This is a genomic window from Streptomyces sp. NPDC015242, assembly GCF_043079125.1.
Taxonomy (GTDB): Bacteria; Actinomycetota; Actinomycetes; order Streptomycetales; family Streptomycetaceae; genus Streptomyces.
This window is the reverse complement of the sequence record NZ_JBIBUF010000003.1, coordinates 167205-193785: the sequence shown is the minus strand read 5'-3', so window position 1 is coordinate 193785 and position 26581 is coordinate 167205. Positions and strand designations below refer to the sequence as shown.

24 protein-coding genes and 2 tRNA genes are annotated in these 26581 nt (G+C 72.1%); 21 read left to right on the top strand and 5 right to left on the bottom strand.

Annotated features, from left to right (window positions below; all coding sequences use genetic code 11):
- Positions 1-71: 71 nt before the first annotated feature.
- Positions 72-1208, bottom strand: a complete 1137-nt coding sequence (locus tag ACF07N_RS12445; RefSeq protein ID WP_392112393.1) for a M48 family metallopeptidase — start codon at positions 1206-1208, stop codon at positions 72-74.
- 123 nt (positions 1209-1331) lie between these two features.
- Between ACF07N_RS12445 and ACF07N_RS12440 the strand changes: the two genes are divergently transcribed.
- The 10 genes from ACF07N_RS12440 to ACF07N_RS12395 all read left to right on the top strand — a co-directional run bounded on the left by ACF07N_RS12440 (position 1332) and on the right by ACF07N_RS12395 (position 6496).
- Positions 1332-1490, top strand: coding sequence for a hypothetical protein (locus tag ACF07N_RS12440; RefSeq protein WP_383322503.1), 159 nt, complete (start codon positions 1332-1334; stop codon positions 1488-1490).
- A gap of 117 nt (positions 1491-1607) precedes the next feature.
- On the top strand, positions 1608-1772 hold the full coding sequence (locus ACF07N_RS12435; protein ID WP_383322506.1) for a hypothetical protein: 165 nt from the start codon (positions 1608-1610) through the stop codon (positions 1770-1772).
- Positions 1773-1858: 86 nt separating this feature from the next.
- Entirely contained in the window at positions 1859-2602 is a 744-nt protein-coding gene (gene nadD / locus ACF07N_RS12430; protein ID WP_392111489.1) for a nicotinate-nucleotide adenylyltransferase, read from the top strand.
- 16 nt (positions 2603-2618) lie between these two features.
- The gene (locus tag ACF07N_RS12425) at positions 2619-4334 is read left to right on the top strand and encodes a LytR C-terminal domain-containing protein (RefSeq protein ID WP_392111486.1); all 1716 of its coding nucleotides are present in this window, start codon (positions 2619-2621) and stop codon (positions 4332-4334) included.
- 103 nt (positions 4335-4437) lie between these two features.
- Positions 4438-4884, top strand: a complete 447-nt coding sequence (rsfS, locus tag ACF07N_RS12420) for a ribosome silencing factor (protein WP_383322515.1) — start codon at positions 4438-4440, stop codon at positions 4882-4884.
- A complete protein-coding gene (locus tag ACF07N_RS12415) occupies positions 4875-5546 on the top strand; it encodes a histidine phosphatase family protein (RefSeq protein WP_392112390.1) in 672 nt (223 codons plus the stop codon). Before rsfS ends, ACF07N_RS12415 begins: the two co-directional genes overlap by 10 nt.
- A 75-nt stretch (positions 5547-5621) precedes the next feature.
- Positions 5622-5694: transfer RNA gene (locus ACF07N_RS12410), tRNA-Ala, on the top strand.
- 200 nt (positions 5695-5894) lie between these two features.
- Positions 5895-6068 (top strand): hypothetical protein, encoded by a 174-nt coding sequence (locus ACF07N_RS12405; protein WP_365087936.1) that lies wholly within the window; start codon positions 5895-5897, stop codon positions 6066-6068.
- A 3-nt stretch (positions 6069-6071) separates the two neighbouring features.
- Positions 6072-6305, top strand: coding sequence for a hypothetical protein (locus ACF07N_RS12400; RefSeq protein ID WP_006136074.1), 234 nt, complete (start codon positions 6072-6074; stop codon positions 6303-6305).
- Between the two features lie 118 nt (positions 6306-6423).
- A tRNA-Ala gene (locus ACF07N_RS12395) sits at positions 6424-6496 on the top strand.
- Between the two features lie 127 nt (positions 6497-6623).
- Here the strand turns inward: ACF07N_RS12395 and ACF07N_RS12390 are convergent.
- Both ACF07N_RS12390 and ACF07N_RS12385 read right to left on the bottom strand, forming a co-directional pair.
- Positions 6624-8237: an NADH-ubiquinone oxidoreductase-F iron-sulfur binding region domain-containing protein gene (locus ACF07N_RS12390; RefSeq protein WP_383322519.1), complete on the bottom strand. Its 1614-nt coding sequence runs from the start codon at positions 8235-8237 to the stop codon at positions 6624-6626.
- Positions 8234-9496 carry a cytochrome b/b6 domain-containing protein gene (locus ACF07N_RS12385; RefSeq protein WP_392111481.1) on the bottom strand — a complete coding sequence of 421 codons (1263 nt, stop codon included), beginning with the start codon at positions 9494-9496 and terminating at the stop codon, positions 8234-8236. The genes ACF07N_RS12390 and ACF07N_RS12385 overlap by 4 nt, the downstream gene beginning before the upstream one ends.
- A gap of 477 nt (positions 9497-9973) precedes the next feature.
- On the opposite strand from ACF07N_RS12385, the gene leuS reads away from it, so the two are divergent.
- From leuS to holA, 8 genes are all read left to right on the top strand, one after another.
- On the top strand, positions 9974-12847 hold the full coding sequence (leuS, locus tag ACF07N_RS12380) for a leucine--tRNA ligase (protein WP_392111478.1): 2874 nt from the start codon (positions 9974-9976) through the stop codon (positions 12845-12847).
- Positions 12848-12984: 137 nt separating this feature from the next.
- Positions 12985-13743: a hypothetical protein gene (locus ACF07N_RS12375; protein WP_392111475.1), complete on the top strand. Its 759-nt coding sequence runs from the start codon at positions 12985-12987 to the stop codon at positions 13741-13743.
- 72 nt (positions 13744-13815) lie between these two features.
- A complete protein-coding gene (locus ACF07N_RS12370; RefSeq protein ID WP_383322532.1) occupies positions 13816-14661 on the top strand; it encodes a DegV family protein in 846 nt (281 codons plus the stop codon).
- A gap of 119 nt (positions 14662-14780) precedes the next feature.
- Positions 14781-16043: a helix-hairpin-helix domain-containing protein gene (locus ACF07N_RS12365; RefSeq protein ID WP_392111472.1), complete on the top strand. Its 1263-nt coding sequence runs from the start codon at positions 14781-14783 to the stop codon at positions 16041-16043.
- Positions 16040-18622 (top strand): ComEC/Rec2 family competence protein, encoded by a 2583-nt coding sequence (locus ACF07N_RS12360; RefSeq protein ID WP_392111469.1) that lies wholly within the window; start codon positions 16040-16042, stop codon positions 18620-18622. Before ACF07N_RS12365 ends, ACF07N_RS12360 begins: the two co-directional genes overlap by 4 nt.
- A gap of 4 nt (positions 18623-18626) precedes the next feature.
- The gene (locus tag ACF07N_RS12355; protein ID WP_392111466.1) at positions 18627-19493 is read left to right on the top strand and encodes an arylamine N-acetyltransferase; all 867 of its coding nucleotides are present in this window, start codon (positions 18627-18629) and stop codon (positions 19491-19493) included.
- Between the two features lie 46 nt (positions 19494-19539).
- On the top strand, positions 19540-19785 hold the full coding sequence (locus ACF07N_RS12350; protein ID WP_383340048.1) for a hypothetical protein: 246 nt from the start codon (positions 19540-19542) through the stop codon (positions 19783-19785).
- A gap of 49 nt (positions 19786-19834) precedes the next feature.
- Positions 19835-20824: a DNA polymerase III subunit delta gene (gene holA, locus ACF07N_RS12345; RefSeq protein ID WP_383322550.1), complete on the top strand. Its 990-nt coding sequence runs from the start codon at positions 19835-19837 to the stop codon at positions 20822-20824.
- An 83-nt stretch (positions 20825-20907) separates the two neighbouring features.
- Here holA and ACF07N_RS12340 read toward each other — a convergent pair whose 3' ends face one another.
- Positions 20908-21333: a VOC family protein gene (locus tag ACF07N_RS12340; protein ID WP_392111461.1), complete on the bottom strand. Its 426-nt coding sequence runs from the start codon at positions 21331-21333 to the stop codon at positions 20908-20910.
- Positions 21334-21432: 99 nt separating this feature from the next.
- Here ACF07N_RS12340 and ACF07N_RS12335 point away from each other — a divergent pair, with 99 nt between their 5' ends.
- A complete protein-coding gene (locus ACF07N_RS12335) occupies positions 21433-21828 on the top strand; it encodes a nuclear transport factor 2 family protein (RefSeq protein ID WP_392111458.1) in 396 nt (131 codons plus the stop codon).
- Between the two features lie 219 nt (positions 21829-22047).
- Here ACF07N_RS12335 and rpsT read toward each other — a convergent pair whose 3' ends face one another.
- Positions 22048-22314: a 30S ribosomal protein S20 gene (gene rpsT, locus ACF07N_RS12330; protein WP_010042013.1), complete on the bottom strand. Its 267-nt coding sequence runs from the start codon at positions 22312-22314 to the stop codon at positions 22048-22050.
- 239 nt (positions 22315-22553) lie between these two features.
- Here rpsT and lepA point away from each other — a divergent pair, with 239 nt between their 5' ends.
- A complete protein-coding gene (gene lepA, locus ACF07N_RS12325) occupies positions 22554-24422 on the top strand; it encodes a translation elongation factor 4 (RefSeq protein WP_392111455.1) in 1869 nt (622 codons plus the stop codon).
- Positions 24423-24696: 274 nt separating this feature from the next.
- The gene (locus tag ACF07N_RS12320) at positions 24697-26571 is read left to right on the top strand and encodes an AMP-dependent synthetase/ligase (protein ID WP_392111452.1); all 1875 of its coding nucleotides are present in this window, start codon (positions 24697-24699) and stop codon (positions 26569-26571) included.
- Positions 26572-26581: the final 10 nt, after the last annotated feature.

The following is a 26581-nucleotide window of genomic DNA, read 5'->3' as shown; positions in this document are numbered from 1 at the left end:
CCGCCCGGCCCGCGAAGGGAGCCCTGCGGCCCCGCGGCGCCCGAAGGCCTCGCCGGATCCGGTGCGGCCCCTCAGCGGTCGTCGCGCGGCGGGCGGTCGTCCCCTGGGGTGTCCGACGGGGTGTCCGACGCGCCCGGCGGCCGAGCGCCCCCGGGCGGCTGCGACGAGGTGCCCGTGAAGCCGCCGAAGCCCCGGCGCACCCGGTCGCCGAGGTCGCCCGCGCCGCCGGCCAGGTCCGTGACCAGCTTCATCAGCGGGTCCTTCGAGTTCTTCACCTGGGTGCCGTAGTGGTTCGCCGACTCGCGCCAGGAGTCCCGGACCGAGGTGTCCTTGTCCTCCTCGCGCCGCGGGTAGTGGCCGTCCATGATCCGCTGGTAGTCCCGCGACCCGGCCCACTTCTTCAGCTCCGCCGCCCGCACGGTCGTGAACGGGTGGGAACGGGGCAGCACGTTGAGGATCTTCAGGACGGAGTCGCGCAGGTCGCCGCCCGCCTCGTACTCCTCGGCCTGGGCGAGGAACGCGTCCACGTTCATCTCGTGCAGGTGGTTGCCGCCCGCGATCTTCATCAGGCCGCGCATGGACGCCTGGAGGTCCTGCCCGACCAGCAGCCCCGCCCGGTCGGCGGACAGCTCCGACTTGCGGAACCACTCCCGCAGCCCGGTGACGATCGCCATGATCGCGAGGTTGCCCAGCGGGATCCAGGCCACCCGGACGGCCAGGCTGGTCAGGAACAGCAGGATGGTCCGGTACACCGAGTGGCCGGACAGCGCGTGCCCCACCTCGTGGCCGACGACCGCCCGCATCTCCTCCTCGTCGAGCAGTTCCACGAGGCCCGTCGTGACGACGATGATCGGCTCGTCCAGGCCGATGCACATCGCGTTGGGCCGCGGGTCCTGGGTGACGTACATCGGCGGGACCTTCTCCAGGTCCAGGATGTAGCAGGCGTCGCGCAGCATCACGTTCAGATGCGCGAACTGCTGGTCCGAGACGCGCACCGAGTCGGACAGGAACAGCAGCCGCAGACTGCGCTCGGGGAGCAGGCCGCTGAGCGCCTTGAACACCGTGTCGAAACCGCTCAGTTTGCGCAGTGCCACCAGGGCGGAGCGGTCGGCCGGGTGCTCGTAGGTCCGCGAGGAGATCCCCGGGAAGCGCCTGCGCTGCCGGCTCGGCACGTGCTCGTGCCCGCTTCGCTCGTGGCCGTCGGACATGTCTTCCCCCATGCGTCTGGATGACCTTTGCGGCCCCTTGTGCGGCCCTTTGCTTCCCCGAGGCTGAGCCCAGCCTAGGCGGAGTTACGGTGGTCGGGCAGTACAGCGAAGGGAACCACCGTCATGGAGCACCACCCCGCCGCCTGGCTCGCCGCGGCCGCGAGCGCCGCCGACCGGCAAGGGGGACCGGGGATCCTCCGGATCGTTCTGCTCGTGATGATCGTGGGCTGTGCGGTGACCGCGTGGTTCCTGCTGCGCGGCTACAGACGGAAGGACGACTGAGGCGGCGCGAAGGTTCCGCGGCACCGACAGGCGGAGTCGGGGTGATCGCGGCGGAGGCGCCCGCTTACGATGAGCCGACGTCTTTATCCCGCCCACACGCGATAGGTCCTGCCGAAGATGAGCTTCCACAGCACCGCTGCCCAGTTGGTCACCCTCGCCGCCGAGGGCGGAGAGCACGGCGGAAACCACGAGAGCCTCAGCCCCTACCTCACCGGCGGCGCCGCCCTCTTCATCCTGCTGCTCCTGCTGTGGATCACCACCCGCTTCAACCGCGACCGCTGAGCTGAGGCAGGGCACCCCGCGCGGGGTGCCCCGGGGACCACGGGGGCGGCCGGAGCCCTCAGGCGGGGCCGGTAGGGTCTGCACGCATGGGAGAGCAGGACATGCCTACCGGTCCGGCGAACGAGACGCCGCACGACCCGGCACCGGACACGGCGAGCGGCACCGAGCGACACTCGGGGCCCCGCCGTGCCGCCGCGGCGACCCGCCAGATCGACGGCCCCGGCAAGAGCCCGTCGGAGCCCGGCAAGCGCCGGCTGGGCGTCATGGGCGGCACCTTCGACCCGATCCACCACGGGCACCTGGTGGCCGCCAGCGAGGTCGCCGCCGCCTTCCACCTCGACGAGGTGGTGTTCGTGCCCACCGGGCAGCCCTGGCAGAAGAGCCACCGCAGCGTCTCCCCGGCCGAGGACCGCTACCTGATGACGGTCATCGCGACCGCCGAGAACCCCCAGTTCTCCGTGAGCCGCATCGACATCGACCGCGGCGGCCCCACCTACACCGTGGACACCCTGCGCGACCTGCGCGCGCTCAACCCCGACACGGACCTGTTCTTCATCACCGGCGCCGACGCCCTGGCCCAGATCCTCACCTGGCGGGACTCGGCGGAGCTGTTCTCCCTCGCGCACTTCATCGGGGTGACCCGGCCGGGTCACCACCTCGACGACACCGGACTTCCCGAGGGCGGCGTCTCGCTCGTCGAGGTCCCCGCCCTGGCCATCTCCTCCACGGACTGCCGTGCGAGAGTCGCCAAGGGCGATCCCATCTGGTACCTGGTGCCGGACGGTGTCGTGCGCTATATCGACAAGCGCGAGCTGTACCGCGGCGAGTGAGCCGAGAGGGGCACCGGTGAACGACCGATACGACGCGGGGGCCGCGGGCCACGGCGCCGACCAGTACGAACTCGTCGGCTACGACGAGTACGGACAGCCTGTCTACCGGCAGGTCCCGGCCCAGCAGACCCAGCAGCAGACCTACGACCCGTACGCCCAGCAGCACCAGCAGGGTTACGGCTACGACCCGTACGCCGCCGGCGGGCAGCAGCAGCCGCCCGCGTACGGCTACGGCGCCGGCGGGCAGCAGTCCGCCGCCCCGTACGGCTACGACCCGTACGCCGCCGGGGCCCAGCAGGGCGGGCAGGCGCAGGGCGCCGCCCACGACCCCTACGGGCAGGCCCACGCGGGCGGTGCCCCCACGCCGCAGGCACGCCTCGCCGAGCAGCCCGCGCAGCAGACGGCGCACATCCCGCAGCAGGCCGGTCCCGCCGACGGGGAGCAGGACGGCGACCGGGAGTACCACACCGAGCAGTTCGCGTTCGTCGAGGAGCCGGACGACAACTCCGAAGACGTCATCGACTGGCTGAAGTTCACCGAGAACCGCACCGAGCGCCGCGAGGAGGCCCGGCGCCGCGCCCGCAGCCGGATCGTCGCCCTGGCCGTCGTCCTCGCGCTCGCCGCGGCCGGCGGCGTCGGCTACCTCTGGTACGCGGGGAAGCTGCCCGGCCTGTCCTCCGGCGACTCCGCGACGGGCACGGCGACCGCGGCGGGCGCCCAGAAGCGGGACGTCATCGTCGTCCACCTGCACGACACCAAGGGCGGCGGCACCGCCACGGCCCTCCTCGTCGACAACACCACCACCCAGCGCGGCACCACCGTGCTGCTGCCCAACTCGCTCGCGCTGACCAGCGACGACGGCACCACCACGACCCTGGCCAAGTCGGTCGAGGACGACGGCTCCGACGGCACCCGCGACGCGCTCGACGCGGTCCTCGGCACCGACATCCAGGGCACCTGGCGCCTGGACACCCCCTACCTGCAGAACCTCGTCGACCTCGTCGGCACCATCGACGTCGACACGAACGCCGACGTCCCCGACCCCGCCGCCAAGAAGAAGGGCGAGGCCCCGCTGGTCAACAAGGGCGCGGACCAGACCCTCAGCGGCAAGATGGCCGTCGCCTACGCCACCTACCGCGCCCCCGGCGAGACCCAGGACGCCCAGCTGGAGCGGTTCGGGCAGGTCCTGCAGGGCGTGCTGCGCAAGATGTCCTCCGACCCGCAGGCCGCGACCACCACCGTCCAGACCCTGGCGCAGATCCTCGACCCGTCCCTGACCGACAAGGACCTGGGCACCTTCCTGGCCGGGCTCTCCGACCTCGCCAAGGGCGGCGACTACCGCACGGACCTGCTGCCCGTGCGGGGCGACGGCACGCTCAGCGCCCAGACCGGCGCCGGGATCGTCAGGAACGTCCTCGGCGGCACGGCCAAGAGCCCCGACAAGGACGCCGCCGTCAGCGTCTCCGTCCAGAACGCCACCGGTGTGAAGGACAACACGGAGAAGGCCCGCGTGGTGCTCCTCAACGGCGGCTTCACCTTCCTGGAGGGCGGCACGGCGACAGCCGGCTCCACCTCGAAGGTCGTCTACGCCGACGCCGCCGACAAGACGAACGCCACCGAGGTGGCCAAGACGCTCGGACTGCCCGAGAGCTCCGTCGCCCGGGGCAAGATCTCGGCGAGCGCCGACGTCGCGGTGGTCCTCGGCCAGGACTACGAGCCCCCGGCCGGCTAGGCGGCGCGAGCCCGCCCCCCACGTGACCCCGCAATCGCGTGGGGGGCGCACGGCGGTCCGTGAGACCCTTGAGGGCAAACGACCGCCGACCGAAAGCCTTGTAGTGACCGTGACCGACCGCTCCCAGGAGCTCATCACCACCGCCGCGCAGGCGGCCGCCGACAAGCTGGCGCACGACATCGTCGCCTACGACGTCAGTGACGTGCTGTCCATCACGGACGCCTTCCTGCTGGCCTCCGCGCCCAACGACCGCCAGGTCAAGTCGATCGTCGACGAGATCGAGGAGCGCCTCCAGAAGGAGCTCGGCGCCAAGCCCGTGCGCCGCGAGGGCGACCGCGACGCGCGCTGGATCCTGCTCGACTACGTCGACATCGTCGTCCACGTCCAGCACAGCGAGGAGCGGGTCTTCTACGCCCTGGAGCGTCTCTGGAAGGACTGCCCCGAGCTCGACCTGCCCGAGGACGCCAGGGCCACCCGCGGCAAGGCCGAGGAGCACGCCAAGCTCCAGGCGGCCGAGGAGGCGGCGGAGCTGGACGGAGACTGGCGGTGAGCGCCTTCAGCGAGGGCGCCAGGACGGGCCGGGGCCGCCGCATCATCCTGTGGCGGCACGGCCAGACCTCGTGGAACGTGGAGCGCCGCTTCCAGGGCACCACGGACGTCGAGCTGACCGAGACCGGTGTCGCCCAGGCGCGCCGGGCCGCCCGGCTGCTCGTGTCCCTGAAGCCGGACGCGATCGTCGCCTCCGACCTCCGGCGCGCCGCCCGCACGGCCGCCGAGCTCGCCGCCCTCACCGGCCTCGACGTCACCCACGACGAGGCGCTGCGGGAGACCTACGCGGGCGTCTGGCAGGGCCTGACGCACGAGGAGATCATCGCCCGGCACGGCGAGGAGTACGCCGCCTGGAAGCGCGGCGAGGCCGTGCGCCGCGGCGGTGGCGAACTGGAGACCGAGGTGGCCGACCGCGCCGCCCCGGTGGTGCTCCGGCACGCCGAGAAGCTCCCCGAGGACGGCACGCTCGTCGTGGTCAGCCACGGCGGCACCATCCGCACCACCATCGGCCGTCTCCTCGGCCTGGACCCGCGCAACTGGGAGAGCCTCGGCGGACTCTCCAATTGCTGCTGGTCGGTGCTCGGCGAAGGCGCCCGCGGCTGGCGGCTGCTGGAGCACAACGCCGGCACGCTGCCCGAACCCGTGCTGGGCGACGACGACTGACCCCGGATTTCACTTTCCGGCAGGTCGCAGGCTAAAGTTCTTCTTGTTCGCCCGGCCCGCCGGGAAGGAACACGAGGGGCTATAGCTCAGTTGGTAGAGCGCCTGCATGGCATGCAGGAGGTCAGGAGTTCAATTCTCCTTAGCTCCACGTCAAGATCCCGTTCCCGTCCAGGGGGCGGGATTTTTCGTGCCCGGCGTTGAGTCACTCGGGCCCGTCGAGGCGTATACCTCTACGGTCGCGACGACTGCCGTGTCCGGACTGGTACTGAGGCGTCGCTGACCGTATTGGTCCGGCCGTGGCAGAATCAAACGGCCGGAAGGGGGCGCGGCCCGACGGGAGGAGCACCGATGCCTGCGAGCATCCTCGAGGAGGTCGACCACCTCCTCGGAGCAGCGTTGACCCGGGACATGTCCACCCGCCTCAGCTGCCCTTCCTGCGGATCCGCGCACGTGGCCCAGATGCTCGGCGACAACGGCGGGGTCTCCTACGTGTGCACGGCCTGCGGCCACAGCTGGAGCTGATCGATGGGTGCACACAGGCGGAAGTGCGACTGGTGCGGCAGCGGGACTCCGATCGTCCGTGACATGGAGCCGATCAATCCCGACTACCAGTACTGGTGCGAGGAGTGCGCGCGGGCGCTGATCATAAAAGGCGACCCGATCGAGACGTACCGTGAGCTGGAGGGCGAGCCGATCTACGGCCGTCTTCTGGAGGAGCACTGCACGCTCAAGCGGTTCTACTCGTTCGTGACGGCCTGAGGCGAGAAGGAGGGGTGAATCGGTCATATCGGGCACAAGGAAACCGATTTGGTGTTGGGCCCGCAGGACCAGTAAAGTTGGCGTCGCCGCCGGGGAAACCCGGAGGGCAACACCGCAAGGGGCTATAGCTCAGTTGGTAGAGCGCCTGCATGGCATGCAGGAGGTCAGGAGTTCAATTCTCCTTAGCTCCACAGCAGATGAGAAGGCGGGCCATCCGATCCGGATGGCCCGCCTTCTTGTCGTGCCCGTCCCGTCCGGCGAGGGTACGCGTACGGCGGGCCTCCCCGGAGGGAAACCCGCCGTACGCCGTATGTGCGCCTAGCGGCCGAGGGCGCGGCGGCCGCGGCCCTGGGAGAGCACCGGGAGGTTGCGGGAGGGGGCGCCCTGTCCGCGGGTGTCCTCCTCGATGCGCAGGGCCAGGGCCGGGCAGCGGCGCACCGCGCGCAGAGCCTTGGCCTCGGCGTACCGCGGCACCTGGGCCTGCGCCACGGTCGGGAAACCGTCGGCGCCCAGCTGGAACACCTCGGGGAGGATGTCCGCGCACAGGCCGTGGCCCCGGCACAGCGTCCAGTCGACGTAGATCTTCTGCCGGCTCGGGCCGTTCTCCTCGGACTCGCCGCCGCCCGGGATGCCCGTCGGGGCCCTGCCGCCCTCGAAGAGCGGCAGCACGCCCTCCACGCGCCGTCCGCAGCCGTTGCCGAGGACATGGGCCGCCAGGTCGTCCGTGAACGCCTTGATGGTCGACTCCAGGAACATCGCGGAGCCGTCGGGGTGCGAGCACGCCCCGCGCCGCTTCACGTTCTTGGCGACCTGCTTGAGCGCCTCGAGGGCCGCCGGACCACCGCCGTTGAGGATGTCCTCCAGGCCGCGCGCGGCGGCCGGCAGGCCGAGGTAGCAGGGACCGCACTGGCCCGCGCTCTCCTCCGCCAGCCACTGGGCGACCCGCAGCGACTCGCCCAGCGGGCAGGTGTCCTGGCTGATCGGCAGGATGGCGCCGGCGCCCAGGGAACCGCCCACGGCGTCCAGGGAGTTGCGGGAGACGATCGCCTCGTTGACCGTCGCCGCGTCGATCCACTTGCCGTGGTAGCCGCCGGTCAGCACGCCCTGCGGCACCGGCGGGGCGCCGGCCAGCTGCAGGACGTAGCGCAGCGGTACCCCCGTGGGGACCTCGATCACCATGGGCCGCGCGACCGCGCCGGAGACCGTGAGCATGACCGTGCCCGGCTCGTCGTACAGGCCCGTGTTGCCGTAGCGCTCCGGGCCGATGCGGGCGGCGATGGCCAGCTGGGCGAAGGTCTCGGCGTTGGACAGCAGGGTGGGCGCGCCGCCGACGCCGTTCTGCGAGGCGCTGACCTTGCGGCCGGGCGGGATGGCCGGGCCGCCGTCGATGGAGCGGATCAGCGACGCGGCGGCGCCGGTGACCATGCGGACCGGGTTGCGCTGCACGCGGGCGCGCAGGGCCGACCTGCGTCCGTTGCTCAGGCCGCGTTCGGCCAGCGCGGCCTCCATGGAGCGCTGCGTCGACTCCCGGGTGACCCCCACCACGAGCGTGCGGGCACCCAGGGCCTCGGCGCACAGCAGCGCGCCGTCCAGGATGAGGTGCGGGGCACGGTTGATGAGCACCGTGTCCTTGCGGCAGGCCGGTTCGTCCTCGCTGCCGTTCACGACGACGACCGGCCGGACGCCGCGCTTGATCGCCGCTTCGGCGACCGAGCGCAGCTTCTTGTGGAAGGGGAAGCCCGCGCCGCCGCGGCCCTTCAGGTTGATGCGTTCGGCGAGCTGCGCGAGCTGCTCGCCGCCCATCGGCTCGAGCGGGCCGTGCACCTTCAGGTGCATGGGCAGATCGAGCCGATCGACAAGGTCGAAGCCCGACGTGAGCTGGGGAAGACCGACCACGCGGACTTCGGGTACGTCGGGCAGGGCCTCGTTCACTTAAAGCCTCCGGAAGGCGTGTTCCAAGGTTCGCCCGATCCCGGTGCGTCGAAGTCGTAGGACGCACCGGGCAGTGTTTCAGTGGCGGGACCGCTGTTGTACGTGTCGTTCGGGTAGTACGTGTCCTGGACGGCGTTCGTCTCACCCGTGTCGTACACGTCACTCGATCCGTACCCGGAGGCGCCTGGATTGCCATAGGCCGGGATGCTTTGTCCGGTGTCCCGCAGGGGGTCGTAGGGCGGGATGTTGAAGCCGGTGTCCTGCAGCGGGTCGTAGGCCGACGGCGGGGCCTCGCCGACCGGGGGCGGGGACGGGATCGGCCAGCTGCCGGAGGTGCTGGAGGGGCCGTCCACGGTCGGGACGGCCCGGGTGGTCTGCAGGTCCAGCGGCAGTTCCATGCTGGTGGTCGGGCCCGGTGCGAAGGCCTGTTCCTGCGGCGGGCCCGAGACGGCCCGGTAGGCCGCGGCGAAGCCGTTCGTGGACTCCTGGGGCGCGGGGCGCTCGGCCCGCTCGTACAGCGGCCCGGACGGGGACGCCGCCGCCGCGGCCCGGGCCGGCCGGCCCTCGTAGCCGGGCAGCGCGGAGCCGGCGCCCGCCCGGGCCCGGCTCTCCTCCAGGTCACGGCGTCCCTGGCCGTCGCCGGGGCCGATGAACGCGGCGATTCTGTCGGCGACCTTGCGCTTGACCGGGCGCGGGGCGGCGCGCAGGGCCAGCGCCGCGGCCACGCCGACCAGCGACAGGCAGTACAGGATGACGAAGACGGGCTTGGCCGCGCGACCCGCGTAGAGCCCGTGCACGAGGGCGGCGCACCAGGCCGGGTAGGCCAGCATGTGCATGGCCCGCCAGCGGGCCGCGACGGGCGCGGGGGAGGCGAAGCGGTTGCGCAGCACGCCGGTGACGCCCACGAAGATCATGAGCATGCCCGCCAGGGTGCCCAGGCCGATCAGGAACGACCTGCCCCCGACCAGCTCCTCGTCGGTGAACACCAGGCCGAAGGGGATGACCGCGGCGACCCACGAGGTGTGGGACAGCGCCAGCTTCACCCCGATGTGCACCAGCAGGAAGACGATCGAGGCGACGGCCGTGGTCCGGTGCACGGCCTGCGCCAGGATGCGCCGGCGGGCGTCGAGCAGGATCCGGTCCTGGGCGACCAGACCCCAGATCACCGAGCAGGTCAGGCACACGAGGGACAGCACGCCCGCGCCGAAGTTGAGGAACTCGGCGAAGGAGTCGTCTGCCGTGGAGTCGTTGGGGTTCACGACCGGCCTCCCCGCATCCCGGCGGCCGGGGGGAGGGGGGAGGTACTGCGATGAGGGTTCATGGGGGCAACTCCGAGCGGTTCGGGAAAGCGGTCCCGCTGCCGCACTCTAAGCGGAGCCATACCGATGGGTACGAGGTTTGAGTTATTGCGTTGTTATCAAAGGACAATGCGGTTGTTGCGATGCCCCTTAGCTGCTGTTACGCGAAGTAACTCTTGACCTTGGTTCAGCTTCGCGCGTGCGGGACGAGCGTCGAGGGGGCCCGGCCGAAGCGCGTCGCGGCGCGCTGGGGGCCTGCGGTACCCTAACGCCATGCGTGCCGTACGCCTTCTGCTTAGCGGGCCGCGCTGATCAGTCCCGGCCACCGGACGAGTCGAGTGGCCGGAATCGGCGCGGCGTCCCCTCCTGTGCGAGGGGATTTTTCGTTTCTCGACACCACAGCCGCAGGCAGAGACGATCGATGGAGCTTTGAGGATCATGAGCGAGACGAACCCCGCGGCCACCTCCGAGGTGGCCGCGCCGCACCGCTACACGGCCGCGACGGCTGCCGAGATCGAAGCACGCTGGCAGGACTTCTGGGACGCGGACGGCACCTACGCCGCGCCCAACCCCAAGGGTGACCTGGCGGGCGACCCCGGGACCGTCGCCCGGCCCAAGAAGTTCATCATGGACATGTTCCCGTACCCCTCGGGCGCGGGCCTGCACGTCGGCCACCCCCTGGGCTACATCGCCACGGACGTCTTCGCCCGCTTCCAGCGGATGACCGGGCACAACGTCCTGCACACCCTGGGCTTCGACGCCTTCGGCCTGCCCGCCGAGCAGTACGCGGTGCAGACCGGCACGCACCCGCGCGTGTCCACCGAGGCCAACATGGAGAACATGAAGGCCCAGCTGCGCCGGCTGGGCCTGGGCCACGACAAGCGCCGGTCGTTCGCCACGATCGACCCGGACTACTACAAGTGGACCCAGTGGATCTTCCTGCAGATCTTCAACTCCTGGTACGACCACGACGCCCGGCGGGCCCGCCCGATCTCCGAACTGGTCGCCGAGTTCGAGTCCGGTGAGCGGCCCGTCCCCGGGCACACGCGCGCGTGGAGCGAGCTGAGCGCCGCCGAGAAGGCCGACGTCCTGGGCGAGTTCCGGCTGGCCTACGCCTCCGACGCACCGGTCAACTGGTGCCCCGGGCTGGGCACCGTGCTGGCCAACGAGGAGGTCACCGCCGACGGCCGCTCCGAGCGCGGCAACTTCCCGGTCTTCAAGGCCAAGCTGCGCCAGTGGAACATGCGCATCACCGCCTACGCCGACCGGCTGCTGGAGGACCTGGACGCGCTGGACTGGCCCGAGGCCATCAAGCTGCAGCAGCGCAACTGGATCGGCCGCAGCGAGGGCGCCCGCGTCGACTTCCCCATCGACGGCGAGCGCATCACCGTCTTCACCACCCGCCCGGACACCCTGTTCGGCGCCACCTACATGGTGCTGGCGCCCGAGCACCCGCTGGTCGAGAAGTTCACCCCGGCCGCCTGGCCGGAGGGCACCCACGAGGCGTGGACCGGCGGTCACGCGACCCCGGCCGAGGCCGTCGCCGCCTACCGCGCCCAGGCCGCGTCCAAGTCCGACGTCGAGCGCCAGGCCGAGGCCAAGGACAAGACCGGCGTCTTCGTCGGCGCCTTCGCGACCAACCCGGTCAACGGCGAGCAGGTTCCGGTCTTCATCGCCGACTACGTGCTGATGGGCTACGGCACCGGCGCGATCATGGCCGTCCCGGCCCACGACACACGCGACTTCGCGTTCGCCCGCGCCTTCGAACTGCCGATCCGCTGCGTGGTCGAGCCCACCGACGGCCGCGGCACCGACCCGGCCGAGTGGGACGACGCCTTCGCCTCCTACGACGCGAAGATCATCAACTCCACCGGCACCGGCGTCTCCCTGGACGGCTTGGGCGTCGTCGAGGCCAAGGCCCGCATCACCGAGTGGCTGGAGGCCGAGGGCGTCGGCGAGGGCACCGTCAACTTCCGGCTGCGCGACTGGCTGTTCAGCCGCCAGCGCTACTGGGGCGAGCCCTTCCCGATCGTCTACGACGAGGACGGCATCGCCCACGCGCTGCCCGAGTCGATGCTGCCGCTGGAACTGCCCGAGGTCGAGGACTACAGCCCCCGCACCTTCGACCCGGACGACGCCGACACCCAGCCCGAGACGCCGCTGTCCCGCAACGAGGACTGGGTCAACGTCACGCTGGACCTGGGCGACGGCCCGAAGAAGTACCGCCGCGAGACCAACACCATGCCCAACTGGGCCGGTTCCTGCTGGTACGAGCTGCGCTACCTGGACCCGCACAACAGCGACAAGCTGGTCGACCCCGAGATCGAGCAGTACTGGATGGGCCCGCGCGAGGGCCAGCCGCACGGCGGTGTCGACCTGTACGTCGGCGGGGCCGAGCACGCCGTGCTGCACCTGCTGTACGCCCGCTTCTGGTCCAAGGTCCTGTACGACCTGGGGCACGTCTCCTCCGCCGAGCCGTTCCACAAGCTGTTCAACCAGGGCATGATCCAGGCCTACGTCTACCGCGACAGCCGCGGCATCGCGGTGCCCGCCGCCGAGGTGGAGGAGCGCGACGGCGCCTACTGGTACCAGGGCGAGAAGGTCTCCCGGCTGCTGGGCAAGATGGGCAAGTCCCTGAAGAACGCGGTCACTCCGGACGAGATCTGCGCCGAGTACGGGGCCGACACCCTGCGCCTGTACGAGATGGCCATGGGCCCGCTGGACGTCTCCCGGCCGTGGGACACGCGCGCGGTGGTGGGCCAGTTCCGGCTGCTGCAGCGGCTGTGGCGCAACATCGTCGACGAGACGACCGGCGAGGTCACCGTCGTCGACGCCGAGCCCGGCGAGGACACGCTGCGCGCCCTGCACAAGGCGATCGACGGGGTGCGCGGCGACCTGGAGAACATGCGGTTCAACACCGCCATCGCCAAGGTCACCGAGCTGAACAACCACCTGACCAAGGTGGGCGGGCCCGTGCCGCGCTCCGTGGCCGAGCCGCTGGTGCTGATGGTCGCGCCGCTGGCCCCGCACATCGCCGAGGAGCTGTGGCGCAGGCTGGGCCACACCGACTCGGTCGTCCACCAGGACTTCCCGGTGGCCGACCCGGCGTACGTGGTCGACGAGACCGTGACCTGCGTCGTCCAGATCAAGGGCAAGGTCAAGGCGCGGCTGGAGGTCTCGCCGTCGATCTCCGAGGACGAGCTGGAGAAGGTCGCGCTGGCCGACGAGAAGGTCGTCGCCGCGCTGGGCGGGGCCGGGATCCGCAAGGTGATCGTGCGGGCGCCGAAGCTGGTGAACATCGTCCCGGCGTAAGCGCGCGTGACCCGGGGACCCTTCTCGGGGTGGTCCCCTACGGGCAGGTTCGGGGTTTTTCTGGAACTCCGGGCCTGCCTGTTGCGTTTACCGTGGAGACGACATGAGGTGGGCTCGGACGCCCTGAGGAGGAGCCGGTGGAAGCAGTGATCGCAGTATTCGCTCTGCTCGTCGTGCTCTTCGTGGTGCTCGGCGCCTACGCGACGGTCAAGGTGGTCGGCGCGGCCAAGCGCGGAGTGGACCGCGGCATCAGCCAGGCCCGGCGCACGGTCGAGGAGCACACCCTGCGGGCCAAGTCCTTCGCCCAGCCCGGCGCCGCGGGTGAAATCGCCCAGCTGCGGCTGAGGCTGCGCACCTCGATGCGCGCCACCCAGGACGCCCTGCAGGCGGCCGTCGCCGAGGACGCGTCGCTGAAGGAGTCCCTGGGCCTCTTCGAGCGGCTCAGCGCGCACGGCCACGAGCTGGACGGCGAGCTCAAGCGCCTGGAGTCCGAGCCGGACCGCGTGGAGCTCGCCGAGCGGCTGCCCGGCCTGCGCGAGCGCACCGAGCGCATCGTCGAGTCCGCCGACGCGCTGCGCTGGGCCGCCCGTGACCGGGCCCGCCGCTTCGCGGAGGACGACCTGGACACGCTCAGCGCCCAGATCGACATGGAGGCCGGCGCCCTGCGGCACTGGACGGCGACGGACTCCCCGTCCGCCGCTGCCTCCACCCCCGCGTCCGCCCCGAAGCCATGGCCGGAGGCGTCCGCCGCCGACGCCGCGACGGCCGGGCAGACCTGGCCGGAGACCCCGCGGTCCGGCCCGGCGCGGGAGCAGGACCGGCCCGCCATCACCCCGCCGGCGGCGCGTCCCACCTACCCGTGGCAGAAGAAGCCCCGCCCGGAGAGCACCACTTGATCCGGCCACGCGTACGGCAGGGCGTGGAGTCCGGGCTGCCGCACGGGCACTACGGCAGGTAACCTCCAGCTCATGTCCCGCCATGTCGCGATCGTCACCGATTCAACGGCCTACCTGCCGGCCCGGACGATGGAACGCCATGGCATCACAGCGGTCCCCCTGACGGTGGTCCTCGGCGACCGGGCGCTCCAGGAGGGCACCGAGATCTCCACCCGCGCCCTCGCCCAGGCTTTGCAGAAGCGGCGCCCCGTGACGACCTCGCGGCCCGGTCCCGCCGTCTTCGAGGAGACCTACCGCAAGGTGGCCGAGTCAGGCGCCACCGGCATCGTCTCCCTCCACCTCTCGGCCGAACTCTCCGGCACGTACGACGCGGCCGTGGTCGCCGCCCGGCAGGCGCCCGTGCCGGTGCGGGTCGTGGACACCGGCATGATCGCGATGGCGCTCGGTTTCTGCGCGCTCGCCGCGGCGGAGACCGCGGAGGCGGGCGGCACGGTGGACGAGGCGGTCACCGCGGCGGAGAAACGAGCCGCCGGCACGTCCGCCTACTTCTACGTCGACACCCTCGACTACCTGCGCCGCGGCGGCCGGATCGGCGCCGCCCAGGCGCTGTTGGGCTCCGCGCTCGCGGTGAAGCCGTTGCTGCAGCTGGCCGACGGCCGTATCGAACCGCTGGAGAAGGTGCGCACGGCGTCGAAGGCGATCGCCCGCCTCGAGGAGATCGCCGCCGAGCGAGCGGGTGGTGCCCAGGTCGACGTCGCCGTCCACCATCTCGCCGCCACGGACCGCGCGTCGGCGCTCGCCGACCGGCTGCGGGGGAGGCTGTCCGGGCTGGCGGATCTGCATGTCAGTGAGGTCGGGGCGGTGATCGGGGCGCACACGGGGCCTGGATTGCTGGGGGTCGTGGTTTCGCTGCGGTGAACGTTGCGGTGGGGCTCGTCTCACTCGTGTGAGGGACGGAGTTTTCCACAAGTGGGTGGTTGTCCCCGGGAATCGTCCATGATCATCGCGGGTGGGCCGGTGTGTCCGATCCTCGTCGCATGGCACTTCGATCACGTTCACGCACAGCGACCGTCACCAGTGGGCCGGGCCGGGGGCCCGCCTCCGACGGGCGCGTCCGTCATCGCCGGCACCGGCAGGGGCCCGGGGCGCGTGGCCGGGGCCGGCACGGTCACCCGTCCGCGTCGGCGTCCGTCTCCGCGTCGGCGTCCGTGTCCGCCGAGGAGCTCCGCCGTCGGGCGGAGGTGCTGTTCGGGGAGCACGCGGAGTCCGGGGGACGTGCCGAGTCCGGGGAACGCGCCGGTCCGGGGGAACGGGCGCGGGAGCAGGGGGAGTCGGGGCAGGGGCCGCCGGGGCCGCCCGGAAGTGACGCTGGTGAGATCTCGCAGGGGGATTGGACCGGTGGAACGGGGGCTGCCGCGCCTGTCCCTGTTCCGGCGGGAGCGCACGGCGGTGGCGGTCCCGTCGGGGCAGGGGCGCACGGCGGTGGCGGTTCCGTCGCGGCAGGGGAGTGGCGGCAGCGGGCCGGGCTCTCGCTGCGGGAGCGCATGCCGCTGTGGTTGCAGACGAGGTGCGGCCTGGAGCGGCGGAACGTGCTCGCCCTGACGGTGGTGCTCGTGGTCGCCGCGGCCTTCGCCGTGCAGCACTTCTGGACGGGCCGTACCCAGTCCGTGCGGCCGCCCGAGGTGGTGCGCGCGGCGGCACCGTACGGGGAGGAGCCGGGGCGGGGCGGTCGGGCCGGGGCGGAGGGGCCGGACGCGTCGGCCGGGCCGGCGCAGGGAACGGGCGTGAGCGGTGCGGCAGCCGCGGTGGGGGCGGCCGGTGCGGCGGGGTCCGCGCAGATCGTCGTGGACGTCGGCGGCAAGGTCCGTGAGCCGGGGATCCACCGGCTGCCGGCTGGCTCACGGGTCGCGGACGCGCTGCGCGCGGCGGGTGGCGTGAAGCCCGGCACGAACATCGACGGGCTCAACAGGGCGCGCTTCCTCGTGGACGGTGAGCAGGTCGTCGTCGGAGCTGCCGCCCCCGCCGCAGGTGCCGGAGCCGGTGGCGCCGCCCTCGCGGGGCCGGCGGGCGGACCGGTGGGCGGGGCCGCGGGCGGTGCGCCGCCGGCGGCCCCGGTCTCCCTCAGCACGGCCACCCTCGACCAGCTCGACACGCTGCCCGGCGTCGGGCCGGTGCTGGCGCAGCACATCGTCGACTACCGCACGCGGCACGGCGGGTTCCGTTCCGTGGACGAGCTGCGCGAGGTGAACGGCATCGGCGACCGCCGCTTCGCCGACCTGCGGAACCTCGTACGGCCATGACGGGTCCTGTGCGGCCGGACGGGGATGCGGCCGGGGACCGTTCCGCCCGGCCGTCCGTGCACCGGGCCTCGGGCCACCGGCTCGGCCTCGCACGCCCGCGGCAGGAAGGGCCCACCGACCTGCGGCTCGTCCCGCCCGCCCTCGCGGCCTGGGGCACGGCGGCGCTCGTGCTCGACGTGCCGGCACCCGGCGCCGTGGCTGTCGTGACCGCCTGCCTCCTCGCTGTCGCCCTCCTGGCCCTGGTCCGGGGACGCGGGCCGGCGTGGCCGCGGGTGTCGGCCGCCGCCGTGCTGCTGTGCGTCGCTGCGGCCGCCGCCTCGGCCGGGCTGCACGGCGCGGATCTGCGGCGGGGCCCGGTGCCCGAGCTGGCACGGGAGTACGCGTCGGTGACGGCCGAGGTCGAGCTCACCTCCGACCCCCGGCTCACCCGCCCCCGCGTCCGGGGTGATCGCCTGGCTCCGGCCGCCGTGCTGATCGACGCCGAGGTGCGGCGCGTCCACGGGGCCGGGGGTGCTTCGGTGGTGACGCGGACGCCGGTGCTCATGATCGTCGACGTGGGGGCGGCCGGCCGGCGCGAGGGGAGTGGACGGCCGTTCGCCGGCGGGACGGCGCCGTCGGCGTGGCTCGGTCTGCTGCCCTCGACGCGGCTGCGGGTCGGCGCGCGGTCGGCACCGGCGATGGCCGGCGGCGACCGGGTGGCAGCCGTGCTGCGGGTGCGGGGTGGGGACGGACCGGAGGTGGTGGGGGAGCCGTCGGCGGCCCAGCGGTTCGCCGGAAGCCTGCGCGCCGGGCTGCGGGAGGCGACCGACGGGCTGCCGGCGGACGCCCGGGCACTGCTGCCGGGGCTGGTCGTCGGGGACACCTCGCGGATCACTCCGGAGCTTGAGGAGGCGTTCAAGGAGACCGACCTCACACACACTTTGGCCGTAAGCGGGGCAAACTTCACCATCCTGCTCGCGCTGCTGCTCGGTCCGCCGGGTCTGGCCCAGCGGGCGGAGCGGAGGGGACTCGCGCCCCGCCTCGGGATCTCCCTGCGGGGGACCGCGGTGCTCGGGGGCGCGCTCTCGCTCGGGTTCGTCGTGGTGTGCCGGCCGGATCCGAGCGTGGTGCGGGCCGCGGCCTGCGGAGCCGTCGCGCTGCTCGCCCTCGCGACCGGCCGCCGCAGGTCGATGATCCCGGCGCTGGCGACGGCGGTCCTGCTGCTGGTGCTCTACGACCCGTGGCTGGCGCGGAGTTACGGCTTCCTGCTGTCCGTCGTCGCCACCGGCGCCCTGCTCACGCTCGCACCGCGCTGGAGCAGGGGGCTGCGCCGGCGCGGGGTGCCGCCGAGGCTCGCCGAGGCGCTGGCCGCCGCCGGTGCCGCGCAGGCCCTGTGCGCACCCGTGGTCGCCGTGCTGTCGGCACGGGTGAGTCTGGTGGCGGTGCCGTGCAACCTGCTCGCGGAGATCGCGGTCGCGCCGGCGACCGTGCTGGGCTTCGCCGCGCTGGCCACGGCTCCGGTGGCGATGCCGGTGGCCGAGGTCCTGGCGTGGTGCGCCCAGTGGCCCGCCGAGTGGATCGCGGGGATCGCCAGGAGCGGGGCGGCGCTGCCCGGAGCGGGCGTGGACTGGCCGGGCGGCTGGACGGGCGCGGCGCTGCTCGGCGCCGCCACGCTGCTCGCGGTGCTCCTGGGCCGGAGGCTGCTGCGGCACCCCTGGTGGTGCGGGGCCTGCGGCGTGCTGCTCCTGCTGGCCGTGGTGCAGCCGCCGCCGCTCACCCGGACGCTCACGGGCTGGCCGCCGCCGGGCTGGCGGCTCGTCATGTGCGACGTGGGGCAGGGCGATGCCCTGGTGCTGGCGGCGGGTGAGGGCGCCGGGGTGGTGGTGGACGCGGGCCCCGATCCACAGCGCGTCGACCACTGTCTGCGCTCGCTCGGCATCACGAGGGTCCCGCTGGTCGTCCTCACGCATTTCCACGCCGACCACGTCGCGGGCCTGCCCGGGGTGCTGCGCGGCCGGTCGGTGGGCGCGATCGAGACGACGGGTCTGGAAGAGCCCGTGGAGCAGGCCGCGTTCGTGCGGAGACTCGCGGCGGCCCGGCGGGTTCCCGTGACGCGGGCCGCGGCGGGCGAGCAGCGACGCGCAGGGGAGCTGTCCTGGCAGGTGGTGTGGCCGCCGCCCGTCCCGCCGCCGGGCTCGCCTGCGGGCGCGGTGTGGGCCCACCCGGTGCCGGAGGGGCCGAACGACGCCAGCGTCGCCCTGCTGGTCCGCTCGGGCGGGCTGCGCCTGCTGCTCCTCGGGGACCTGGAACCCCCGGCCCAGCGGGCGCTGGCGAGATCCCCGGCGGCCGGGGCGCTGCGCGGCGTGGACGTGCTCAAGGTCGCCCACCACGGCTCGGCGTACCAGGACCCGGGACTGATGAGCCGGGTCGCTCCGCGGCTCGCCCTCATCAGCTGCGGCGAGGACAACCCGTACGGACACCCGGCGCCCGGCACGGTCGCGGCGCTGCGGGCCGGGGGCGCGGCGGTGCTGCGGACGGACCGGGACGGCGCGCTGGCCGTCGTGGGAGAGGGCGGCCGGCTGACGGTGGCGCGAGACTGAGGGCATGAACTCAGCACAGGTTGACGCCTATCTCAGGCGTCTCGGGGTCGAGCACCCGGCGTGGCCCACCGTCGACGCGCTGCGCGAGCTGCACGTGCGCCATCTGCAGACCGTGCCGTTCGAGAACCTCTCGATCCACCTCGGCGAGGAGATCGTGCTGGAGGAGAAGCGGCTGCTGGACAAGGTGGTGGGGTCGGGGCGGGGCGGCTTCTGTTACGAACTGAACGGCTCGTTCGGGTGGTTGCTCGCGGCGCTGGGATACGGGGTGGAGCTGCTCGCGGGGCGGGTCTACGGGGACGGGGAGCGGCTCGGGATCCCGTACGACCATCTCGCGCTGCGGGTGCGGACGGTGGACGGGGGCGACTGGCTGGCCGACGTCGGGTTCGGGGCGCACAGCCACCTGCCCCTGGCGTTCGGGGAGAGGGGGGAGCAGCAGGACCCGGCGGGCACGTTCCGGATCGTCGAGGCCGGGCCGGACGCGGCCGGGGTGCGCGGCGGGCACGACAGGGTGGAGGCGGCGGACCTGGACGTGATCCGGGGCGGCAGCGCGCAGTACCGGCTGGAGGTGCGGCCGCGGGTGCTCGGCGACTTCGTGGCCGGGGCGTGGTGGCACAGCAGCTCACCCGCCTCGCACTTCACCCGGTCACTGGTCTGTTCGCGGGTCACCCGGGACGGAGGGCGGATCACGCTCAGCGGGCGCCGGTTCACGACGACGGCGCCCGACGGGACGCGGCAGGAGAGGGAGCTGGGCACGGACGAGGAGGTGCTCCGCGCGTACCGGGAGCGGTTCGGTATCGAGCTCGACCGGGTGCCCGCGGTCCGGCCCGCCGGCCCCGGACGGATCACGGACGGGGTGGAGCAGGCGCGGTGAGGGGCCGCGGCGTCCCGGTCCGCGGCCGTGCCGGACAATGTCCGGCGTGAGTGATGTGCGACATGTGCTGGTGCTGCCCGACCGGGACGCCGCGGAAGAGGTGGCCGAGGCGCTGCGGGAGCGGTTCGGGGTCGTCGAGGAGCCGCAGCTGGTGCGCGACGCGCTGGCCGGGGAGGACGACGCCGAGGACGCCCAGTGGCTGGTCGTCCTGAGGGACGAGGAGGAGCGGCTGGACCCGGAGGAGCTGGACCGCTTCGCCGGCGAGTGGGAGGGCTGGCGGGAAGAGCCCTAGGGGCCCGGCCGGCCTCGTGGTGTCAGTGGCGCGTGGGATGCTTGGCGCGATGCCCAGGAAGACTGCGAACGACGACCCCCTCGCCCCGCTGACGCTCGCCGTGGGCCAGGAGGAACTGCTGCTCGACCGTGCCGTGCAGGAGGTGGTGGCCGCCGCCAAGGCCTCCGACGCCGACACGGACGTACGCGACCTCACGCCGGACCAGTTGCAGCCCGGCACCCTCGCCGAGCTGACGAGCCCGTCGCTGTTCGCGGAGCGCAAGGTCGTGGTCGTGCGCAACGCGCAGGACCTCTCGGCCGACACGGTCAAGGACGTGAAGGCGTACCTCGGGGCGCCGGCCGAGGAGATCACCCTCGTCCTGCTGCACGCGGGCGGCGCCAAGGGCAAGGGCCTGCTCGACGCGGCGCGCAAGGCGGGGGCGCGCGAGGTGGCCTGCCCGAAGATGACGAAGCCGGCGGACCGGCTGGCGTTCGTGCGGCAGGAGTTCCGGGTGGTGGGCAGGTCGGCCACGCCGGAGGCCTGCCAGGCGCTCGTCGACGCGATCGGCAGCGATCTGCGTGAGCTGGCCTCGGCGGTATCGCAGCTGGTCGCGGACGTCGAGGGGACGATCGACGAGGCGGTCGTCGGGCGGTACTACACGGGCCGGGCCGAGGCGTCGAGCTTCACGGTCGCCGACCGGGCGGTCGAGGGCCGGGCGGCGGAGGCGCTGGAGGCGCTGCGCTGGTCGCTGGCGACCGGGGTGGCGCCGGTGATGATCACGAGCGCGCTGGCGCAGGGCGTCCGGGCGATCGGCAAGCTGTCGTCCGCGCGCGGGGGCCGGCCGGCCGACCTGGCCCGGGAGCTCGGGATGCCGCCGTGGAAGATCGACCGGGTGCGGCAGCAGATGCGCGGGTGGACGCCGGACGGTGTGTCCGTGGCGCTCCGGGCGGTGGCCGAGGCGGACGCGGGCGTCAAGGGCGGGGGCGACGACCCCGAGTACGCCCTGGAGAAGGCGGTGGTCACGATCGCCCGCGCGGCCCGCTCCCGGGGCCGGGGCTGACGATCCCGGCCGGTCGGCCACGGACCGGCCCCCGGCCGGCCTCCTCGCGGACCCAGTACAGGGAAGGCCGGTACCCGGAAGACTCAGTACAGCGGCTGACCGATCCCCAGCAGGTTCCCCTCGCTGTCGCGGAACCAGGCGCCGCGTTCGCCCCGTGCCCCCTTGCTCGGGTAGTGCCCCTCGACCTCGGCGATCCCGTCCCGGGTGCGGAGGCCGGGCAGGTCGACCTCCTCGAAGACGACCCCGCGCCGTTTCAGCTCCGCCACGGCGGCGTCGACGTCGTCGACCTCCAGGGCCATCTGCGTGAAGGTGCCGGGCGAGGCCCCCGCCGACCGGAACAGCGCGAACTCCGCGCCGCCGCACCGGTACAGCAGCCCGCCGGGCCGTTCGTCGACCGGTTCCAGGCCGAGCTTGTCGGCGTAGAAGCGCCGCGCCCGGTCCAAATCCTGCGCCGGGAGCCGGGTCGCCACACGGGCCCCGGCCAGCACGGTCGTGTCGTCAGCGTCCATCTCTCCACTGTGCCCCGGAATGTGCCGTGCGGGCGGCCCGGAGGGAGAATCGGGAGTGTCAGCCGTACATCGCCGAGTGATGGAGAGGTGGCGAGGGACATGGCTGAGCACCCGCACGCGGCGCTGGTCCGCAAGGGATTCGAGGCCTTCTCGCGCGGGGACATGGACACCCTGCGCGGCTTGATGGCGGGGGACGCCACCCACCACGTGCCCGGGGACCACCCGTTGTCGGGCGACTTCAAGGGGGTGGACTCGATCATCGCCATGTACGAGCGGCTCAGCGCCGAGACCGGCGGGACGATGCGGGCCGAGCTGATCGGCATCGCCGTCGACGGCCGCGGTCACGCGGTCGGCATGACCCGCTTCACGGCCGAGCGCAACGGCCGGCACCTGGACGACACCGGCTGCATCGTCTTCCGGATCGTGGGCGACAAGGTCACCGACCTCGACGAGTGCGTCGAGGACATCGACGCGAACAACGCGTTCTGGTCCTGACGACACCCCCGCCTGAACACACCGCCTGAACACACCGCCTGAACACGCCGAGGGCCGGGCGCCCTCCCATGGGGAACAGGAGAGAGACCCGGCCTACGGTTCACATCTGGTGGATCCGCGCCCGCGTGGCGAACGCAGGCCGCGCGCGGATCCGAAGGGTGCCGGACGGGAGCGGATGAGAGAGGGCCCGCTCGATTCCCTCCGGCGTCACATCAAACGTCAGCCCTTGAGCGCGGCGACCTTCTGAGCCAGCGCCGACTTCTTGTTGGCAGCCTGGTTCTTGTGGATGACGCCCTTCGAGACGGCCTTGTCGAGCTGACGCGCGGCAGCGCGCTGGTACTCGGTGGCCTTCTCGACGTCACCCGCGGCAGCGGCCTCGCGGGCCTTGCGGATCGCGGTCTTGAGGGAGGACTTCACGGCCTTGTTGCGCAGCCGCGCCTTCTCGTTGGTCTTGATCCGCTTGATCTGGGACTTGATGTTCGCCACGAATGAGCCTTTTCAGGTTCTGGCACGGGGCCGTACGAGGCCGCACGGATCCGCGCCGGGTGATTTCTTGAGGTCGTGCCTCCTGCGAGAGGGCATGAGACACAGCCACCCAGGCTACCAGCGGGTGCATTCCCGGCCCAAACCCGTCCATGGTCCCCACCCGTGGGACGATGGAGGCTACGTATCGATCCGACCCGAGACCGCAGACACTGCGGACGCCTCAAGAATCAGGACCCTGCGTGCCCGCGATCCCCAGCCACGTGCCCGAGCCGAGCCGTACCGACCCGGCTCTGATCCGCAATTTCTGCATCATCGCGCACATCGACCACGGCAAGTCCACGCTCGCCGACCGGATGCTCCAGCTGACCGGAGTGGTCGAGCAGCGGCAGATGCGCGCCCAGTACCTCGACCGCATGGACATCGAGCGCGAGCGTGGCATCACGATCAAGTCTCAGGCGGTGCGTCTGCCGTGGGCCCCGACCCACGACAAGAGCAACACGCACATCCTGAACATGATCGACACCCCGGGGCACGTCGACTTCACCTACGAGGTCTCGCGGTCGCTCGCCGCCTGCGAGGGCACCATCCTCCTGGTCGACGCCGCCCAGGGCATCGAGGCCCAGACCCTCGCCAACCTGTACCTGGCGATGGAGAACGACCTCACGATCATCCCGGTGCTGAACAAGATCGACCTGCCGGCCGCGCAGCCCGAGAAGTTCGCCGAGGAGCTCGCCCACCTCATCGGGTGCGATCCCGCGGACGTGCTCAAGGTCTCCGCCAAGACCGGGCTCGGCGTCGAGGCGCTCCTGGACAAGGTCGTCGAGCAGGTCCCGGCCCCGGTCGGCGTCAAGGACGCCCCGGCGCGCGCCATGATCTTCGACTCGGTGTACGACTCCTACCGCGGCGTGGTCACGTACGTCCGGGTCATCGACGGACAGCTCAACAAGCGCGAGCGCATCAGGATGATGTCGACGGGCGCCACGCACGAGCTGCTGGAGATCGGCACGAACTCGCCGGAGATGCTCGGCGCCGACGGCCTGGGCGTCGGTGAGGTGGGCTATCTGATCACCGGTGTGAAGGACGTCCGCCAGTCCAAGGTCGGCGACACGGTCACCAGCCAGTCCAAGGGCGCCACCGAGGCGCTCGGCGGCTACAAGGACCCCAAGCCCATGGTCTTCTCGGGCCTGTACCCGCTGGACGGCTCGGACTACCCCGAGCTGCGCGAGGCCCTGGACAAGCTGCAGCTCAACGACGCCGCGCTGGTCTACGAGCCGGAGACCTCCGCCGCGCTCGGCTTCGGCTTCCGCGTCGGTTTCCTCGGCCTGCTGCACCTGGACGTGATCCGCGAGCGGCTGGAGCGCGAGTTCGGGCTCGACCTGATCGCCACCGCGCCGAACGTGGTCTACCGCGTGGTCATGGAGGACGGCAGCGAGCACACGGTCACCAACCCGAGCGAGTTCCCCGAGGGCAAGATCTCGGAGGTCTACGAGCCGGTCGTGCGGGCCACCATCCTGGCGCCCAGCGAGTTCATCGGCTCGATCATGGAGCTGTGCCAGACCCGGCGCGGCACGCTGCTCGGCATGGACTACCTCTCCGAGGACCGGGTCGAGATCCGCTACACCCTGCCCCTCGCGGAGATCGTCTTCGACTTCTTCGACCAGCTGAAGTCCAAGACCCGCGGCTACGCCTCGCTCGACTACGAGCCCACCGGCGAGCAGACCTCCAGCCTGGTCAAGGTCGACATCCTGCTGCACGGCGACAAGGTGGACGCCTTCTCGGCGATCACCCACAAGGACCAGGCGTACGCCTACGGGGTGCGGCTCGTCGCCAAGCTGAAGGAGCTCATCCCGCGGCAGGCCTTCGAGGTGCCGGTCCAGGCCGCCATCGGCTCCCGGGTCATCGCCCGCGAGACCATCCGCGCCATCCGCAAGGACGTCCTCGCCAAGTGCTACGGCGGTGACATCTCCCGCAAGCGGAAGCTGCTGGAGAAGCAGAAGGAAGGCAAGAAGCGGATGAAGATGGTGGGTTCCGTGGAGGTTCCGCAGGAGGCCTTCATCGCGGTCCTGTCGAGCGACGACAGCGCGGGATCGGGCAAGGGTAAGAAGTAGTCACGGATTACCGTGGGTTACACCCCAAACCGGGGAGAACGGGGGCCCGCCGCGCGAAAGCGTGGCGGGCCTCGTGCGTCCACAGGGTAGCTCTCTGTACGAAGTGACAGGCCGCGGCCCCTTACGCGGCGGCCGGTCGGCCTTTACTCTGATCCCTGCTCGATAGTTACTCGCGAGTTAAACAACGGGGCGTGCACCGCGCCTCGTGACGTCTCGTGAGTGCCCACCAGCCGCACCTGAGCCAGCCGCACTGTCGCGGGCCCCGGAGGATGTCGTGAGCGACACACAGACTTTGATCGAGAACCGTCCGCCGTCCGTCGCGGGTCTCTTCCTGGAGCGAGTGGCGGCCACGCCGGACGCCGAGGCCTACCGGTATCCGGTCCCCTCGTCCTCCGGCCAGGGGCCGGACGAGTGGAAGTCGCTGACCTGGGCGCAGGCCGCCGAGCGGGTCTACGCCATCGCGGCGGGCCTGATCGAGCTGGGCGTGCAGCCCGAGCAGCGGGTCGCCCTCGCCTCCAGCACCCGGGTCGAGTGGATCCTGGCCGACCTGGGCATCATGTGCGCCGGCGCCGCCACGACCACGGTCTATCCGCAGACCAACGCCGACGAGTCGGCGTACATCCTGTCGGACTCCGAGAGCCGGGTGCTCATCGCGGAGAACGCCGAGCAGCTGGCCAAGGCCAAGGCCAAGCGCGCCGAGCTGCCCGAGCTGACCCATGTCGTGGTGATCGACGCGGCCGGCGCCGAGACCGCCGACTGGATCCTCACCCTCGACGAGCTGGAGAAGCGCGGCGCCGCCCGGCTGGAGAAGGACCCCGACCTGATCAAGGAGCGGGTCGGCGCGATCTCCAAGGACCAGCTGGCCACCCTCATCTACACCTCCGGCACCACCGGCCGCCCCAAGGGCGTGCGCCTGCCGCACGACAACTGGTCGTACATGGCGAAGGCGATCGCCGCGACCGGGCTGGTCAGCGGTGACGACGTGCAGTACCTGTGGCTGCCGCTCGCGCACGTCTTCGGCAAGGTGCTCACCTCCGGCCAGATCGAGGTCGGGCACGTCACCGCCGTCGACGGCCGCGTGGACAAGATCATCGAGAACCTGCCGGTGGTGCAGCCGACGTACATGGCGGCCGTGCCGCGCATCTTCGAGAAGGTCTACAACGGCGTCGCCGCCAAGGCCCGGGCGGGCGGCGGGGCCAAGTACAAGATCTTCCAGTGGGCCGCCGAGGTCGCCCGCGAGTACGCCAAGGTCTCCCAGGACAACTTCCGGCGCACCGGGACCGCGACCGTGCCGTTCGGCCTGAACGCCAAGCACAAGGTCGCCGACACGCTGGTGTACGCCAAGATCCGGGAGGCCTTCGGCGGCAACCTGCGGGCCTGCGTCTCCGGCTCGGCCGCCCTCGCGCCCGAGATCGGCTACTTCTTCGCCGGCGCCGGCATCCACATCCTGGAGGGCTACGGCCTCACCGAGTCCTCGGCGGCGTCCTTCGTGAACCCGGGCGAGGCCTACCGCACCGGTACGGTCGGCAAGCCGCTGCCCGGCACCGAGGTGCGCATCGCCGACGACGGGGAGATCCTGCTGCGCGGCCCCGGCATCATGGAGGGCTATCACAAGCTGCCCGAGAAGACCGCCGAGGTGCTGGAGCCGGACGGCTGGTTCCACACCGGTGACATCGGCGAGCTGTCGCCCGACGGCTACCTGCGGATCACCGACCGCAAGAAGGACCTCATCAAGACGTCCGGGGGCAAGTACATCGCGCCGGCCGAGGTCGAGGGGCAGTTCAAGGCGGTGTGCCCGTACGTGTCGAACATCCTCGTGCACGGCGCCGACCGGAACTTCTGCACGGCCCTCATCGCACTCGACGAGATCGCCATCACCGAGTGGGCCAAGGAGCACGGCCTCGAAGGCAAGTCGTACGCGGAGATCGTCGCGGCGCCGCAGACCGTCGAGATGGTCGACGGGTACGTGAAGCAGCTCAACGAGGGACTCCAGCGCTGGCAGACGATCAAGAAGTTCCGGCTGCTGCCGCGGGACCTCGACGTCGAGCACGGCGAGATCACGCCGAGCCTGAAGCTGAAGCGGCCCGTGGTGGAGCGGGAGTACAAGCACCTGATCGAGGAGATGTACGAGGGGTCGCGCGAGGCGTGAGCTCCCCGCG